The following is a 16,539-nucleotide window of genomic DNA, read 5'->3' as shown; positions in this document are numbered from 1 at the left end:
AATTCCCAGGGGTTGTTACGCTTCATCCTTCGGTCTACAGGTGCCTTGGCGGCACTCACTCATCCCCAGTCACATAGTTAATCTATGCTCCTGGGGATTCATGAGCTTGTCGCCTTCCTGTAAACCAAATGATATAGCGCAGCGGCTTCATACTAACCCGGCGGTGCCAATGGACGTTTCTTACCTGCTCGACAGCCTTAATGACAAACAGCGTGATGCGGTCGCCGCGTCGCGTAGCAATATGCTGGTGCTGGCCGGGGCAGGCAGTGGCAAGACGCGCGTGCTGGTGCATCGCATCGCCTGGCTGATGACCGTGGAAAACTGCTCGCCGTACTCCATTATGGCGGTGACCTTTACCAACAAAGCGGCGGCGGAAATGCGCCACCGTATCGGCCAGCTTATGGGGACCAGCCAGGGCGGCATGTGGGTGGGTACTTTTCACGGGCTGGCGCATCGCCTGCTGCGTGCGCACCATATGGACGCCAACCTGCCGCAGGATTTCCAGATCCTCGACAGCGAAGACCAGTTGCGTTTGCTTAAGCGTCTGATCAAGGCGATGAACCTTGATGAGAAGCAGTGGCCGCCGCGCCAGGCCATGTGGTACATCAACGGCCAAAAAGATGAAGGCATTCGCCCGCATCATATTCAAAGCTACGGTAACCCGGTCGAGCAGACCTGGCAGAAGGTTTATCAGGCCTATCAGGAAGCCTGCGATCGCGCCGGGTTGGTGGATTTCGCCGAGCTGCTGCTCCGTGCCCATGAGCTGTGGCTCAATAAGCCGCATATCCTGCAGCACTACCGCGAACGTTTTACCAACATCCTGGTGGATGAGTTCCAGGATACCAACAACATTCAGTATGCCTGGATCCGCCTGCTGGCAGGCGACACCGGCAAAGTAATGATTGTCGGCGACGATGATCAGTCGATTTACGGCTGGCGTGGGGCGCAGGTGGAAAATATCCAGCGCTTCCTCAACGACTTCCCCGGCGCGCAGACGATCCGCCTGGAGCAGAACTACCGCTCAACCAGCAATATTCTCAGCGCGGCGAACGCCCTTATCGAAAACAACAACGGGCGTCTGGGGAAAAACCTGTGGACCGACGGTGCCGATGGCGAGCCGATTTCACTCTATTGCGCTTTCAACGAGCTGGATGAGGCTCGTTTTGTTGTTAACCGTATTAAAACCTGGCAGGAGAGCGGCGGTGCGCTGGAACATTGCGCCATTCTCTATCGCAGTAACGCCCAGTCCCGTGTGCTGGAAGAGGCGTTATTACAGGCAAGCATGCCGTATCGTATTTACGGTGGGATGCGCTTCTTTGAACGTCAGGAAATCAAAGACGCACTCTCTTATTTGCGCCTGATTGCAAACCGAAATGATGATGCCGCCTTTGAACGTGTGGTGAATACGCCGACGCGTGGGATCGGTGACAGAACGCTGGACGTGGTACGCCAGACTTCGCGCGATCGTCAACTGACGCTATGGCAGGCGACACGCGAACTGTTGCAGGAAAAAGTACTGGCCGGTCGCGCGGCGAGTGCATTACAGCGCTTTATGGAGCTGATTGACGCGCTGGCTCAGGAGACGGCGGACATGCCATTGCACGTACAAACGGACCGCGTGGTGAAAGATTCCGGCCTGTGGATGATGTACGAGCAGGAGAAAGGCGAGAAAGGCCAGACGCGTATCGAGAACTTAGAGGAACTGGTCACGGCAACGCGCCAGTTCAGCTACAACGAAGAAGATGAAGATCTGATGCCTTTGCAGGCATTCCTCTCCCATGCCGCGCTGGAAGCGGGTGAAGGGCAGGCGGATACCTGGCAGGACGCAGTACAACTGATGACACTGCACTCCGCCAAGGGGCTTGAGTTCCCGCAGGTGTTTATTGTCGGGATGGAAGAGGGGATGTTCCCGAGCCAGATGTCGCTGGATGAAGGCGGCCGTCTGGAAGAGGAACGTCGCCTGGCCTATGTCGGCGTGACCCGTGCGATGCAGAAGCTGACGCTGACTTATGCCGAAACCCGCCGTCTGTATGGCAAAGAGGCCTATCACCGTCCATCGCGCTTTATCGGCGAGTTGCCAGAAAACTGTGTCGAAGAGGTGCGCTTGCGCGCTACCGTCAGCCGTCCGGTCAGCCATCAACGCCTTGGCGCGCCGATTTCAGAGAACGACACGGGCTATAAACTGGGACAGCGTGTGCGTCATCCGAAGTTCGGTGAAGGGACAATTGTTAATCTGGAAGGCAGCGGCGAGCACAGCCGTTTGCAGGTGGCATTCCAGGGGCAGGGCATTAAATGGCTGGTGGCTGCTTATGCACGTCTTGAAACAGTGTAACTTTCAGAAAAATATCATTATTTTGTAATATTCTGCTAGCCTTATACGCTAAGGGGGAAATATTACCCTTTAGCGTTTCGTTGCGTGTTGACGCCTCATTTTTGCTGGCGTAACATGCGCGCACGATCACGCTAAGAGGACATTCGCCTTGGACACACCCAGTAGATACTGGCTCAATTCCCTGTCATCCAGGAACAACTCCTAAGGCTATCTCCTTATGCTGATGGCCTTAGTGGTTGTCAGCGACCTGCTGTATTCCCGTCGCGCTGAGTCAGGCTGTTTAATGGTCTGAAACGCCAAATGTTTCTTGTGTGCCCAACCGAACTGTCCAGTCATTTTTGCATTGGGAGTCCCGGCTATGCTGAGCGCATTTCAACTGGAAAATAATCGTTTAACCCGTCTCGAAGCTGACGAAATAAAGCACCTCGCCAGTTCCGTCTGGGTTGACCTGGTCGAGCCGGACGATGACGAGCGAACCCGCGTGCAGTCTGAATTGGGTCAGAACCTGGCGACACGCCCGGAACTGGAAGACATCGAAGCATCTGCGCGTTTTTTTGAAGATGAAGACGGCTTGCACATCCACTCCTTCTTCTTCTTTGAAGATGCGGAAGACCATGCTGGCAACTCCACCGTGGCATTTACTATCCGCGAAGGCCGCCTTTTCACCCTGCGTGAGCGCGAATTACCCGCATTTCGTCTCTACCGTATGCGTGCCCGTAGCCAGGCTATGGTCGATGGCAACGCCTATGAGTTACTGCTCGATCTCTTCGAGACCAAAATCGAACAGCTCGCAGACGAAATCGAAAACATCTATAGCGATCTGGAAAAACTCAGCCGTGTGATCATGGAAGGTCATCAGGGTGATGAATATGACGAAGCGCTCTCCACGCTGGCGGAACTGGAAGATATCGGCTGGAAGGTACGTCTGTGTCTGATGGATACCCAGCGCGCGCTGAACTTCCTGGTGCGTAAAGCGCGTTTGCCGGGCGGTCAGTTGGAGCAGGCCCGCGAAATCCTGCGAGATATCGAATCCCTGCTGCCGCACAACGAATCCCTGTTCCAGAAAGTGAACTTCCTGATGCAGGCGGCTATGGGCTTTATCAATATTGAGCAGAACCGGATCATCAAGATCTTCTCGGTCGTTTCCGTTGTCTTCCTGCCGCCGACGCTGGTGGCATCCAGTTACGGGATGAACTTCGAGTTTATGCCTGAGCTGCACTGGAGCTTTGGCTACCCTGGCGCGATTGTCTTTATGATCCTCGCCGGGTTGGCGCCGTATCTCTACTTCAAACGTCGTAACTGGCTGTAAATCTAAAATAAAAGGTTCAGCAATTCTGCTGAACCTTCCTTTACGGATCTTATCGCGCGTGGCTTCCTTCACCTGCTCTGGCTGATTAAAGACGCGGCGATATCAGCGGTACGGAATCCTGACGCCGGCAATTACCGACCCCTGCGTTGGGTGTACAGTGCATCCATCACGAATATGGCGAGCGCAACCCAAATAAACCCGAATGTCACCATTTTGTCCGCCCCCGGATGCTCGTCATAAAACGTCACCGCCAGCAGGAACATCAACGTTGGGCCAATATACTGGAAGAAACCCAGTGTCGACAGGCGCAGACGCGTCGCCGCGCCGGTAAAGCACAGCAGGGGAACGGTAGTGACCACCCCGGCGGCCATCAACAGCAGATTAAGCGACCAGCTATTTTGTGTCATATGGCTGGTCGCGCTATCGGCAATCCCAAACAGCCAGATAGCCGCCACGGGCAGCAGCCACAGTGTTTCCACCAGCATGCCGGTTTGCGCGTCGACGGCGATTTTTTTACGCAGCAGGCCGTAGAAGGCGAAACTAAAGGCCAGGCCCAGCGAGATAATCGGCAAGGAGCCGAAGGCCCACAACTGTACCAGTACGCCACTGGCGGCCAGTATTACCGCCAGCCACTGCATGCGGCGGAAACGTTCACCAAGGAAAACCATCCCCAGCAGGATATTAACCAGTGGGTTAATAAAATACCCCAGGCTTGCTTCCAGCAGATGGTGGTTATTTACTGACCAGATAAAGAGCAGCCAGTTACCTCCAACGAGAACGGCAGATACCGCTAACAGCAAGATTTTCTTTGGCGTACGTAAAAGCTGTTTCACCTGCGACCACTGACGGCTGACGCTTATCAGGGCGATCATGAAGAAGAAGGACCAGATAATTCGGTGAGTCAGGATTTCATCGGCAGGAACGAACCAGATAACTTTGAAATAGGCCGGTGCGACGCCCCAAATAAAATAAGCGGCCAGAGCAAATATCACTCCCAACCGCGTCTGTTTTGCATCCATCAGGAAAACTCTTTGCTGAAAAGTAACGACATTTTACCCGATTTTCGCGGCTTAACCCACCATATAGGTTGCTGTGGCGCTGGCGATATAGAGCTGCTCTTCGTTATGTAACTCGACACGCGCGACCGCAACCTTGTTCCCGGCACGCAGTAACGTACTGGTGGCGGTGAAGCGATTACCCCGGCCCGGACGTAAATAATCGACGCGCAAATCAATGGTGCCCATTCGCGACAGACGAGCACGTAATTCATCTTCGGTGAGGGTGTCATGGCGTGTCAGCGTGCTGCCAACGCACACCAGGCCTGCGGCGACATCCAGTGCGGAGGCAATAACCCCGCCGTGTAAAATGCTCTGCGCCCAGTTTCCCACCATCATGGGCTGATTGTTGAAGCTGAGTTGGGCAAAATCCTTCTCGTAGCGAGTAAGCTCCAGACCCAGCGCACGATTGAAGGGCATGTGGTAGACGAATATCTCACCCACGAGTTTTAATGCGGCTTCTGCTGTGAGGACGGCAGACATAGTGGCTCTTCCGTTAGGTTAATGAAATGTTGATTTTATGCCTCTAAATTGTTGAATTCCAGTTTAAGAGAGGATACCTGCGCAGCGTCTCAATAAATATGTAGAATAGATGTTGTAAAAATATTCAGTTCATCAACATTGTTCAGGGGAAGAAAACCGATGCGGACGTTTCTGGGTTGGTTTGTGGCATTGTGTGCGCTGCCTTTCGCGGCTTTTGCGCAGGAAGCGACAGTAAAAGAAGTTCATGATGCGCCTGCTGTGCGCGGTAGTATTATCGCGAATATGCTGCAGGAGCATGATAATCCGTTCACGCTCTATCCGTATGAGTCGAACTACCTGCTTTATACCTACACCAGCGACATGAATAAAGAAGCCATTCGTTCATATAGTTGGTCTGATGAAGCGCGTAAGGATGAAGTAAAATTCCAGCTCAGCCTGGCGTTCCCGCTGTGGCGCGGTATAGTCGGTCCGAATTCCGTGTTGGGCGCTTCCTATACGCAAAAATCGTGGTGGCAGCTTTCTAACACGAAGGAGCCTGCTTCTTCGCCGTTCCGTGAAACCAACTATGAACCGCAGTTGTTCCTCGGTTTTGCTACTGATTACAGCTTTGCGGGCTGGACATTGCGCGATATGGAGTTTGGCTTCAACCATGACTCCAATGGCCGTTCTGATCCCACATCGCGTAGCTGGAACCGCCTTTATACGCGTTTGATGGCGCAAAATGGCAACTGGCTGGTGGAAGTAAAACCCTGGTATGTGGTGGGTAACACCGACGATAACCCGGATATCACCAAATATCTTGGCCACTATCAACTGCGGGTCGGCTACCAGTATGGCGAGGCCATTTTCAGCGTCAAAGGGCAGTACAACTGGAACACGGGCTACGGTGGCGCAGAAGTCGGCGTCAGCTATCCGATCACCAAACATGTCCGTTTCTACACCCAGGTATACAGCGGTTATGGCGAGTCGTTAATTGACTACAATTTCAATCAGACGCGTGTTGGTGTCGGCGTAATGCTCAACGATCTGTTTTAAGCATTGCAGTTTCATGAGCAGGCGCTGAAAATAGCGCCTGTTTTCTTTTGTCGAGTGGAGTAAATGTGGCGCAGGCGGAAGTATTGAATCTGGAATCGACAGCCCTGGAAGTTTTACGGGAAACCTTCGGCTACCAGCAGTTCCGTCCGGGTCAGCAACATATCATCGATACCGTGCTCGGCGGCCGCGACTGTCTGGTTGTCATGCCGACCGGTGGCGGCAAATCTCTCTGCTATCAAATTCCGGCGCTGATTCTGCCTGGCCTGACGGTGGTGGTATCGCCGCTGATCTCTCTGATGAAAGATCAGGTTGATCAGTTACTGGCGAACGGCGTTGCTGCGGCCTGTCTGAACTCAACACAAAGTCGTGAACAACAGCTTGAGGTGATGGCTGGCTGCCGCACCGGACAAATCCGTCTGCTGTATATCGCTCCTGAGCGGCTGATGCTTGATAACTTTCTTGAGCAACTGACGCACTGGAACCCGGTACTCCTGGCGGTGGATGAAGCGCACTGTATCTCCCAGTGGGGTCATGATTTCCGCCCGGAATATGCCGCACTTGGCCAGCTTCGTCAGTATCTGCCGTCTGTGCCTTTTATGGCATTGACCGCCACGGCGGATGATACCACTCGTCGCGATATTGAACGTCTTCTGGGGCTGAACGACCCGCTGATTCAGATCAGCAGTTTTGACCGACCCAATATCCGCTACATGCTGATGGAGAAATTCAAACCTCTCGATCAGCTTTTACGCTATGTACACGACCAGCGCGGTAAGTCCGGAATTATTTACTGCAATAGCCGGGCGAAGGTGGAAGACACCGCCGCTCGCCTGCAAAGCCGGGGTTTTAGCGCCGCGGCGTATCATGCCGGGCTGGAAAACGCGGTGCGCGCCAGCGTGCAGGAGAAATTCCAGCGCGATGATCTGCAAATCGTGGTCGCGACCGTCGCATTCGGTATGGGGATTAACAAACCCAACGTGCGATTTGTGGTTCACTTCGACATTCCGCGTAATATCGAGTCTTACTATCAGGAAACCGGCCGTGCCGGGCGTGATGGCCTGCCCGCCGAGGCGATGCTGTTCTACGCGCCGGAAGACATGGCCTGGCTGCGCCGTTGCCTTGAAGAAAAACCGGCCGGGCAATTGCAGGATATTGAGCGTCATAAGCTCAATGCGATGGGGGCCTTTGCGGAAGCGCAAACCTGCCGCCGTCTGGTCTTGCTCAATTACTTTGGCGAAGGGCGTCAGGAAGCCTGCGGTAACTGCGATATCTGCCTTGATCCGCCGAAACAGTACGATGGCCTGAACGATGCGCAAATTGCGCTCTCGACCATTGGTCGCGTCAATCAGCGTTTCGGGATGGGCTATGTGGTTGAGGTGATCCGTGGGGCGAATAACCAACGTATCCGTGAACTCGGCCACGATAAGCTTAAGGTCTACGGCATGGGCCGGGAAAAAAGCCATGAGCATTGGGTAAGCGTGATTCGCCAGCTTATTCATTTGGGGCTGGTCACGCAGAACATTGCCCAGCATTCATCGTTACAGATGACCGATGCCGCGCGTCCGGTGCTGCGTGGTGAGGTTCCGTTGCAACTCGCTGTGCCGCGTGTGGTCGCGCTGAAATCCCGGGTGATGCAAAAGGCGGCGGTCGGCAACTATGACCGCAAGCTGTTCGCTAAGCTGCGCAAATTACGTAAAGCGATTGCCGATGAAAACAACGTGCCGCCGTATGTGGTCTTCAACGACGCAACGCTGATTGAAATGGCCGAACAGATGCCCATTACGCCAGGTGAAATGCTCGGGGTTAACGGCGTAGGCGTACGTAAACTTGAGCGCTTTGGTCAGGAGTTTATGGCGCTGATTCGTGCCCATGTGGATGGCGATGATGACGAGTAGCCAGCACAGAGAAAAAGTGTCAGGATAGTAACCCACTTTATTATCTTTCCGCGAGTTAACCATGTTAATGCTGTTTCTCACCGTTGCCCTGGTGCACATTGTGGCGTTAATGAGCCCCGGCCCGGACTTCTTCTTTGTGTCGCAAACCGCCGTCAGCCGCTCCCGCAAAGAGGCGATGATGGGGGTGCTCGGCATTACCACAGGCGTGATGGTGTGGGCAGGCGTTGCACTGCTCGGTCTTAACCTGATCCTTGAAAAAATGGCCTGGTTGCACAGTATCATTATGGTCGGCGGCGGCCTGTACCTGTGCTGGATGGGTTACCAGATGCTGCGTGGTGCGCTGAAAAAAGAAGAGAACAAAGCCGGTGCGCCGCAGATTGAACTGGCAACCAGCAGTGGTCGAAGCTTTATGAAGGGGCTGTTGACGAACCTCGCCAATCCGAAAGCGATCATCTACTTCGGTTCGGTGTTCTCACTGTTTGTCGGCGACAGCGTGGGAGCCGGGGCGCGCTGGGGGATCTTTATGCTGATCACGCTGGAAACTTTCGCCTGGTTCACCGTCGTGGCAAGCCTGTTCGCCTTACCGGCGATGCGCCGTGGTTATCAGCGTCTGGCGAAGTGGATTGACGGTTTTGCCGGTGCGCTGTTCGCCGGTTTCGGTATCCATTTGATCATTTCGCGTTAATGTTTGTCCCGGAGGCGCTGCCGCTGTCCGGGGCTATGTGTTAGCCCGGATAAGGCGTTCACGCCGCCTCCGGGACGACACCGAACTCAGGCATGCCTTGCCGATGCCAGCAGCGCTCCCACCAGCATAAACAACGAACCAAACACCCTGTTTAGCGCCTTCAACTGACGCGGGCCCTTAATCCAGGCGGCAATACGTTGCGCCAGCGTCGCATAGCCAATCATCACGATAATATCCACGACGATAGTGGTCACGCCGAGCACCACGTACTGCATCACCTGCGGTTCATTGGGTGCAATAAATTGCGGGAACAGTGCGGCGAGAAAGACGATGCTTTTGGGGTTCGTCAGGTTGACGAAAACCGCGCGTTTAAACAGCCGCGTACGCGATTGTGTATGCGCCAGAGTATTAAGGTCGATCGCGCCCGCGGCGCGCCACTGCTGAATACCAAGCCAAATCAGATAGGCGGCCCCGGCCCATTTCAGCACTTCAAACGCCAGTACCGAGCGCGAGAAGAGGGTGCCCAGACCCACGCCAACCAGCACAATATGGATGCCTAAGCCGGTTTGTAGCCCGGCAATGGACGCCGCAGCGCCGCGATAACCGTGGCTTATCGAGGTGGTCATGGTATTAATCGCGCCGGAGCCGGGCGACAGGCTGAGAATGATCGATGTCAGCAGATAAGCGAACCACCACTCGAAGGTCATGAGAAACTCCCTGATTGTCTGTTTTTATGCCACAATACGCTATTGTTAGCGGAATTAGCTACAGGTCACAAAAACGTTTTTGTCGCGCAAGTGAGGGCGTAGCCAATGTACCGGCAAAACAAGGAGTGGGAAACCAGAGAAAGCGCGTTTGCCGCCTTTGCCACAGGCCCGTTAACCGACTTCTGGCGTCAACGAGAAGAGGCGGAATTTACCGGTGTGGACAATGTCCCGGTGCGTTTTGTCCGTTTCCATGCCGCCAGGCATGACAGGGTTATCGTGGTTTGCCCTGGTCGAATCGAAAGCTATGTGAAGTATGCTGAACTGGCATATGACCTCTTCCATCTCGGCTTTGATGTGCTCATTATTGACCACCGCGGTCAGGGGCGTTCCGGTCGTTTGCTGGAAGATTCTCATCGCGGCCATGTGGTCAATTTCAGTGATTATGTCGATGATCTTACGGCGTTCTGGGAGCAGGAAGTGGCTCCAGGTCCGTGGCGCAGGCGTTACATTCTGGCGCACTCAATGGGGGGCGCGATTGCCACGCTCTTCGTGCAACGTTACCCACAAGCTAACTGTGATGCTATTGCACTGTGCGCGCCGATGTTCGGCATTATTATCCACCTGCCGGACTGGATGGTGCGCCCGCTGCTGGACTGGGCGGAAGGCTACCCGCGTATTCGTGAGAATTACGCCATTGGCACCGGTCGCTGGCATGCGCTGCCGTTTGCCATTAACACGCTGACCCACAGCCGCGAACGTTACCGGCGCAATCTGCGTTTCTACGCCGACGATCCTGAACTGCGCGTGGGAGGCCCAACCTGGCACTGGGTGCGGGAAGGTATCCTGGCCGGTGAGCAGGTGCTGGCCGGGGCCGCATCAGACACATCGCCCATGTTAATTATTCAGGCAGAAGAAGAGCGTGTTGTAGATAACCGCATGCACGATCGCTTTTGTGAAATGCGCGCCGCGGCGGGCCACCCCTGTGAAGGGGGGAAGCCGCTTGTCATCAAGGGCGCGTACCATGAGATCCTCTTTGAAGAGGACGCCATGCGCTCAGTCGCGCTCAACGCCATCGTCGATTTTTTCGATCGGTATAACTAATGAATTATTGAGGTTAACGTTTCCTATGTATCAGGTTGTTGCGTCTGATTTAGACGGCACATTGCTCTCCCCCGACCATACACTCTCCCCTTACGCGAAAGAAACATTGAAGCTGCTCACCGAACGCGGAGTGAACTTCGTTTTTGCGACGGGCCGCCACCACGTGGATGTCGGGCAAATCCGCGATAACCTGGGGATCAAGGCGTACATGATCACCTCGAACGGTGCGCGGGTTCACGATACCGATGGCAATCTGGTGTTCACTCATAACCTGGATCGGGATATTGCCAGCGATCTGTTTGGCGTGGTGCATAACAACCCGGACATCATCACCAATGTGTATCGCGATGATGAATGGTTTATGAACCGCCACCGCCCGGATGAAATGCGTTTCTTCAAAGAGGCGATTTTCCAGTATTCCCTGTATGAGCCAGGCTTGCTGGAGCCTGAAGGCATCAGCAAAGTCTTCTTCACCTGCGAAAATCATGAGCAGTTGCTGCCGCTTGAGCAGGCGATTAATGCCCGTTGGGGCGATCGCGTGAACGTCAGTTTCTCGACGCTGACCTGTCTGGAGGTCATGGCCGGCGGTGTGTCGAAAGGACACGCGCTGGAAGCCGTTTCGAAGGCGCTTGGTTACAGTCTCAAAGAGTGCATCGCGTTTGGCGATGGCATGAACGATGCGGAAATGCTCTCCATGGCCGGTAAAGGGTGCATTATGGGCAATGCGCACCAGCGTCTGAAGGATTTGCATCCGGAGCTGGAAGTCATTGGCACCAACGCCGACAACGCCGTGCCGAATTACCTGCGTAAATTGTATTTGAGCTGATGAACTGGTTAATTATTGACCAGTTGTCAACCTGATACTCCGCTACAATGAGTGTTCCTTATTCTGAGAGACATTCATTGTGGCGTTACTCATCATCACTACGATCCTGTGGGCCTTTTCCTTTAGTCTGATTGGCGAGTACCTGGCCGGGCACGTCGACAGCTATTTTTCAGTGCTGATGCGCGTGGGGCTGGCGGCTCTGGTCTTCTTACCGTTCCTGCGCACCCGTGGACAAACGCTTAAAACGATCCTGCTCTACATGCTGGTGGGTGCGATGCAGCTTGGCATCATGTACCTGTTCAGCTTCCGTGCGTATGTCTATTTGAGTGTATCGGAGTTCCTGTTATTCACTGTTCTGACGCCGCTTTATATCACGCTGATTTATGATCTTCTCAGCAAGCGTCGTTTACGGTGGGGCTACGCCCTGAGTGCGCTACTGGCGGTGGTTGGCGCAGCGATTATCCGTTACGACAAAGTCAGCGATCACTTCTGGACGGGCCTGATGTTTGTGCAACTTGCCAATATCAGTTTTGCTATTGGTATGGTGGGTTATAAACGCCTGATGGAAACGCGCCCGATGCCACAGCACAACGCGTTTGCCTGGTTCTATCTTGGCGCCGCTATCGTTGCTGTTATCGCCTGGTTCCTGTTGGGTAACCCGCAAAAACTGCCGACCACCAACCTGCAATGGGGCATCCTGGTGTGGCTGGGCGTCGTGGCGTCCGGGCTGGGTTACTTTATGTGGAACTACGGGGCGACGCAGGTGGACGCCGGTACGCTTGGCATCATGAACAATGTGCATGTCCCGGCCGGGCTGCTGGTGAACCTTGCCATCTGGCAGGAGCAGCCGCACTGGCCGAGTTTTATCATTGGTGGGACGGTGATACTGGCCTCACTATGGGTGCATCGGCGCTGGGTCGCTCCGCGCTCCGCACAAAGGGCAGATGGTCACAGGCGTGGTTCCGCGCTGAGCGAATAAATGCCTCGGTGACCGGCTGGCGCTGCTCGCCATCGCGCACGGCAGCGTACAACCGGCTCCATAATCCCTCACCCAGGGTTTTGGTCACCACCAGACCCTGGCGTTCAAAACTTTCCACCACCCAGTGGGGCAGGGCGGCAATGCCCATCCGCGCCGCGACCATCTGAATCAACAGCAACGTATTGTCCACGCTTTTAAGCTGCGGGCTGATGCCTGCCGGTTGCAGGAAATGGCGCCAGATATCCAGGCGGCTACGCTGCACCGGATAAATAAGCAGTGTCTCGGTGGCGATATCTTCCGGGGTGATCCGTGTGCGTGAGGCCAGCGGGCTCTCCGGTGAAAGCACCAGCCGGACTTCAAAATCGAACATCGGCGAATAGTGCAAGCCACTGCGCGGCAGAATGTCCGAGGTCATCACCAGATCCAGCTCGCCCTGCTGGAGCGCGGGCTGTGGGTCGAAGGTAACGCCCGATTTGAAATCCATCTCGACATGCGGCCATTGGGTGCGAAAACTTTCCAGCGCCGGCGTCAGCCACTGAATACAGCTATGGCATTCAATCGCGATACGCAGGTGGGTCTGCTGTGGTTCATTGCAGGCCTGCAGTGCGCTACTGATTTGCGGCAGCACCTGATTGGCCAGTTGCAGCAGGATTTCCCCCTGCGGCGTAAAGCGTAAAGGCTGGCTTTTGCGCACAAAGAGTCGAAAGCCAAGGCGCTGTTCCAGATCGCTGAACTGGTGGGAAAGTGCGGATTGCGTCTGATGCAATGCCGCCGCTGCCGCAGCCAGCGACCCGCAGTTCCGTAACGCTTGTAGCGTTTTCAGATGTTTAATTTCGATCATGAAAGTCCTTCACTTCGGCATGACAAATTTGCGCTTGAGGAATATACAGTAACCGCCAAATATGGATGTGTAAACATCTGGATGGCTAAAACCTTTATCTTTCGAATTTATGGTGCGTTGGCCGCACTTTCTCACCCCAGTCACTTACATCAGTAAGCTCCTGGGGATGAGCAAGCTTGCCGCCTTCCCGAAATCCGAAATCTTTCGGATTGAAATTATGAGGCTCAAAAAATGACAATTATTAACCACACCCTCGGTTTTCCTCGCGTTGGCCTGCGTCGCGAGCTGAAAAAAGCGCAAGAAAGTTACTGGGCGGGTAACTCATCCCGTGACGCATTGCTGGCGACAGGGCGCGAACTGCGTGCGCGTCACTGGGAGCAGCAAAAAGCGGCGGGCATCGACCTGCTGCCGGTGGGGGATTTCGCCTGGTACGACCATGTTCTGACCACCAGCCTGATGCTCGGCAACGTCCCGGCTCGTCATCAGAACAGCGACGGCTCCGTTGATATCGACACCCTGTTCCGTATTGGCCGTGGCCGCGCACCGACCGGCGAACCCGCAGCCGCGGCAGAAATGACCAAATGGTTTAACACCAACTATCACTATATGGTGCCGGAGTTCACCAAAGGCCAGCCGTTCAAACTGACCTGGACGCAGTTGCTGGATGAAGTGGACGAAGCACTGGCGCTGGGCCACAAGGTGAAACCTGTCCTGCTGGGGCCGGTGACGTACCTGTGGCTGGGCAAAGTGAAAGGTGAGCAGTTTGACCGCCTGAGCCTGCTTAATGACATTCTGCCGGTCTACAAACAGGTACTGGCTGAACTGGCGAAACGCGGCGTCGAGTGGGTACAAATCGACGAACCTGCGCTGGTACTGGATCTGCCCCAGGTTTGGCTGGATGCCTTCAAACCGGCTTACGAGGCACTCGCAGGCCAGGTGAAACTGCTGCTGACTACCTATTTTGAAGGCGTAGCACCGAACCTCGACACCATCACCGCGCTGCCGGTACAGGGGCTGCACGTTGACCTGGTCCACGGTAAAGATGACGTTGCTGAATTGCACAAGCGCCTGCCTGCTGACTGGCTGCTCTCGGCAGGGCTGGTGAATGGACGTAACGTCTGGCGTGCCGATCTGAGCGCAAAATATGCACAGATTAAAGGAGTGGCAGGGAAGCGCCCGCTGTGGGTGGCCTCTTCATGTTCCCTGCTGCACAGCCCGATCGATTTGAACGTGGAGACGCGTCTGGATGCGGAAGTGAAGAGCTGGTTTGCCTTCGCCCTGCAAAAATGTGAAGAACTGGCGCTGCTGCGCGATGCGCTGAACAGCGGTGATACCGCTGCAATTGAGGCCTGGAGCGCCCCGATTCAGGCGCGCCGCCACTCCACCCGTGTGCACAATACCGCCGTTTCGCAGCGTCTGGCGGCCATCACCGCAGAAGACAGCCAGCGCACCAGCACTTATGAAGTCCGCGCCAAAGCACAGCGTGCCCGCTTTAACCTGCCCGCATGGCCGACGACGACCATCGGTTCATTCCCGCAGACCACCGAGATCCGTGGTCTACGACTGGACTTCAAAAAAGGCAATCTGGATGCCAACAACTACCGTACCGGTATCGCTGAACACATCAGGCAGGCGATTGTGGAGCAGGAGCGTTTAGGGCTGGACGTGCTGGTCCACGGTGAAGCCGAGCGTAATGACATGGTGGAATACTTTGGCGAGCATCTCGACGGCTTTGTCTTTACCCAGAACGGCTGGGTGCAGAGTTACGGCTCCCGCTGCGTGAAGCCGCCGGTGGTCATTGGCGATGTCAGCCGCCCGGAAGCGATTACCGTGGAGTGGGCGAAGTATGCCCAGTCCCTGACCAGTAAGCCGGTAAAAGGGATGCTGACGGGGCCGGTGACTATCCTGTGCTGGTCCTTCCCGCGTGAAGATGTGAGCCGTGAAACTATCGCCAAACAAATTGCGCTGGCGCTGCGTGACGAAGTCGCAGATCTGGAAGCCGCCGGTATCGGCATCATCCAGATTGACGAGCCGGCCCTGCGTGAAGGTCTGCCGCTGCGTCGCCGCGACTGGGATGCGTATCTGGAGTGGGGCGTGGAAGCTTTTCGCATCAGTGCGGCCGTGGCGAGGGATGAAACCCAGATTCACACCCACATGTGTTATTGCGAGTTTAACGACATCATGGACTCCATTGCCGCCCTGGACGCAGACGTGATCACCATTGAGACCTCGCGCTCGGATATGGAATTGCTGGAGTCGTTCGAAGAGTTTGAATACCCGAACGAAATCGGACCGGGCGTGTATGACATTCACTCGCCGAACGTACCGAGCGTGGAGTGGATTGAAGCGCTGCTGGCGAAAGCCGCCCGGCGTATCCCGGCAGAGCGCCTGTGGGTGAACCCGGACTGCGGCCTGAAAACCCGCGGCTGGCCGGAAACCCGAAGCGCTCTGGCAAATATGGTGAAAGCCGCGCAGAACCTGCGTCAGGCGTAATGATCAGCGCACCGTCCGTCAGGGCGGTGCGCTATCCCTCTTCCCGACACAGCCACTGCGTGCGGCGCTGTGCCAGCAGATCGCGCTGGGGGCCGGTGGGGGCTCTGTCGCTCACCACATAATGGAAATCGCCGATATCACCGTTGCGGCACATCGCCCGGCGGCCAAACTTGGTGCTATCGACCACCAGAACATTGACTTCCGCACTGGCGACCAGCGCCTGACGTGCCACTACCTCTTCATCGTTGAAATCGTACAGCTCGCCCTCTTCGCCAATTCCGCCAACGGACACCACCCCGATATCGACACGATAACGGCGAAAGAAGGTCAGGGCGTCACTGCCAATCACATCCAGATCGCGCTTACGCACGCGACCACCCGCGACGGTCAGTTCGCAGCCAGGAAGCAGACTTAGCGGCGTGGCGGCGTGCAGATTATTGGTACACACCGCCAGACGGATATCGTCCGGCAGGGCGCGCGCTACCATTTCCACGGTGGTGCCGGTGCCGAGAAAGCAGCTTTGCGCCTCGCTGAGCAACTGCGCGACCCGTTCGCCAATCCAGCGCTTACCGATGACGTTGACGATCTCGCGCTGTTGATAACCAATATTTTCGCGCGCGAAAGGGGCGACCATGCCATGACGGCGCAATAACAGCCCTTGCGCGGTGAGTTCGCGCAAATCGCTGCGTACTGTTTGCAGCGAGACGCCGAAATAGTGCGCCAGTTGTTCAATGCTACTCTCACCGTGCTCTGTCACGATGGCGACAATCGCGCTGCGACGTGCTTCTGGAGTCATAT

15 protein-coding genes are annotated in these 16,539 nt (G+C 55.5%); 10 read left to right on the top strand and 5 right to left on the bottom strand.

Annotated features, from left to right (window positions below; all coding sequences use genetic code 11):
• The first annotated feature begins 169 nt into the window (after positions 1–169).
• From uvrD to corA, 3 genes are all read left to right on the top strand, one after another.
• The gene (gene uvrD, locus ACS0RQ_RS26265) at positions 170–2,332 is read left to right on the top strand and encodes a DNA helicase II (protein ID WP_039077035.1); all 2,163 of its coding nucleotides are present in this window, start codon (positions 170–172) and stop codon (positions 2,330–2,332) included.
• A gap of 148 nt (positions 2,333–2,480) precedes the next feature.
• On the top strand, positions 2,481–2,537 hold the full coding sequence (gene ysgD, locus ACS0RQ_RS26260) for a YsgD/CorL family protein (protein WP_212743980.1): 57 nt from the start codon (positions 2,481–2,483) through the stop codon (positions 2,535–2,537).
• Between the two features lie 153 nt (positions 2,538–2,690).
• A complete protein-coding gene (gene corA, locus ACS0RQ_RS26255) occupies positions 2,691–3,641 on the top strand; it encodes a magnesium/cobalt transporter CorA (protein WP_039077036.1) in 951 nt (316 codons plus the stop codon).
• A 131-nt stretch (positions 3,642–3,772) separates the two neighbouring features.
• On the opposite strand, the gene rarD is transcribed toward corA, so the two are convergent.
• Positions 3,773–4,660: an EamA family transporter RarD gene (gene rarD, locus ACS0RQ_RS26250; RefSeq protein ID WP_039077037.1), complete on the bottom strand. Its 888-nt coding sequence runs from the start codon at positions 4,658–4,660 to the stop codon at positions 3,773–3,775.
• 51 nt (positions 4,661–4,711) lie between these two features.
• Positions 4,712–5,179 (bottom strand): acyl-CoA thioesterase YigI, encoded by a 468-nt coding sequence (gene yigI / locus ACS0RQ_RS26245; RefSeq protein ID WP_039077038.1) that lies wholly within the window; start codon positions 5,177–5,179, stop codon positions 4,712–4,714.
• 159 nt (positions 5,180–5,338) lie between these two features.
• Here yigI and pldA point away from each other — a divergent pair, with 159 nt between their 5' ends.
• The 3 genes from pldA (at position 5,339) to rhtC (ending at position 8,794) form a co-directional block, all read left to right on the top strand.
• The gene (pldA, locus tag ACS0RQ_RS26240; protein ID WP_039077039.1) at positions 5,339–6,214 is read left to right on the top strand and encodes a phospholipase A; all 876 of its coding nucleotides are present in this window, start codon (positions 5,339–5,341) and stop codon (positions 6,212–6,214) included.
• 65 nt (positions 6,215–6,279) lie between these two features.
• Positions 6,280–8,109 carry an ATP-dependent DNA helicase RecQ gene (recQ, locus tag ACS0RQ_RS26235; RefSeq protein WP_271850800.1) on the top strand — a complete coding sequence of 610 codons (1,830 nt, stop codon included), beginning with the start codon at positions 6,280–6,282 and terminating at the stop codon, positions 8,107–8,109.
• A 61-nt stretch (positions 8,110–8,170) separates the two neighbouring features.
• The gene (gene rhtC / locus ACS0RQ_RS26230) at positions 8,171–8,794 is read left to right on the top strand and encodes a threonine export protein RhtC (RefSeq protein WP_039077041.1); all 624 of its coding nucleotides are present in this window, start codon (positions 8,171–8,173) and stop codon (positions 8,792–8,794) included.
• An 86-nt stretch (positions 8,795–8,880) separates the two neighbouring features.
• Here the strand turns inward: rhtC and rhtB are convergent, their stop codons facing one another.
• Positions 8,881–9,501, bottom strand: a complete 621-nt coding sequence (rhtB, locus tag ACS0RQ_RS26225; protein ID WP_039077042.1) for a homoserine/homoserine lactone efflux protein — start codon at positions 9,499–9,501, stop codon at positions 8,881–8,883.
• Between the two features lie 105 nt (positions 9,502–9,606).
• Here rhtB and pldB point away from each other — a divergent pair, with 105 nt between their 5' ends.
• The 3 genes from pldB to ACS0RQ_RS26210 all read left to right on the top strand — a co-directional run bounded on the left by pldB (position 9,607) and on the right by ACS0RQ_RS26210 (position 12,407).
• Positions 9,607–10,602 (top strand): lysophospholipase L2, encoded by a 996-nt coding sequence (gene pldB / locus ACS0RQ_RS26220; RefSeq protein WP_193794838.1) that lies wholly within the window; start codon positions 9,607–9,609, stop codon positions 10,600–10,602.
• Positions 10,603–10,627: 25 nt separating this feature from the next.
• On the top strand, positions 10,628–11,428 hold the full coding sequence (gene yigL, locus ACS0RQ_RS26215; RefSeq protein WP_271850801.1) for a sugar/pyridoxal phosphate phosphatase YigL: 801 nt from the start codon (positions 10,628–10,630) through the stop codon (positions 11,426–11,428).
• Between the two features lie 79 nt (positions 11,429–11,507).
• Positions 11,508–12,407: a carboxylate/amino acid/amine transporter gene (locus ACS0RQ_RS26210; protein WP_271850802.1), complete on the top strand. Its 900-nt coding sequence runs from the start codon at positions 11,508–11,510 to the stop codon at positions 12,405–12,407.
• Here ACS0RQ_RS26210 and metR read toward each other — a convergent pair.
• Positions 12,295–13,248, bottom strand: a complete 954-nt coding sequence (metR, locus tag ACS0RQ_RS26205; protein WP_039077046.1) for an HTH-type transcriptional regulator MetR — start codon at positions 13,246–13,248, stop codon at positions 12,295–12,297. The genes ACS0RQ_RS26210 and metR overlap by 113 nt on opposite strands.
• A gap of 231 nt (positions 13,249–13,479) precedes the next feature.
• Between metR and metE the strand changes: the two genes are divergently transcribed.
• Positions 13,480–15,741, top strand: coding sequence for a 5-methyltetrahydropteroyltriglutamate--homocysteine S-methyltransferase (metE, locus tag ACS0RQ_RS26200; RefSeq protein WP_271850803.1), 2,262 nt, complete (start codon positions 13,480–13,482; stop codon positions 15,739–15,741).
• 31 nt (positions 15,742–15,772) lie between these two features.
• Here metE and ACS0RQ_RS26195 read toward each other — a convergent pair whose 3' ends face one another.
• Complete coding sequence (locus tag ACS0RQ_RS26195; protein ID WP_271850804.1) at positions 15,773–16,537, bottom strand: DeoR/GlpR family DNA-binding transcription regulator; 765 nt, start codon at positions 16,535–16,537, stop codon at positions 15,773–15,775.
• Positions 16,538–16,539 lie beyond the last annotated feature (2 nt).

Source organism: Phytobacter diazotrophicus, from assembly GCF_052061655.1.
GTDB classification, from domain to species: domain Bacteria; phylum Pseudomonadota; class Gammaproteobacteria; order Enterobacterales; family Enterobacteriaceae; genus Phytobacter; species Phytobacter diazotrophicus.
The sequence above is the reverse complement of the archived record's forward strand: the minus strand, read 5'-3'. Positions and strand labels throughout refer to the sequence as shown.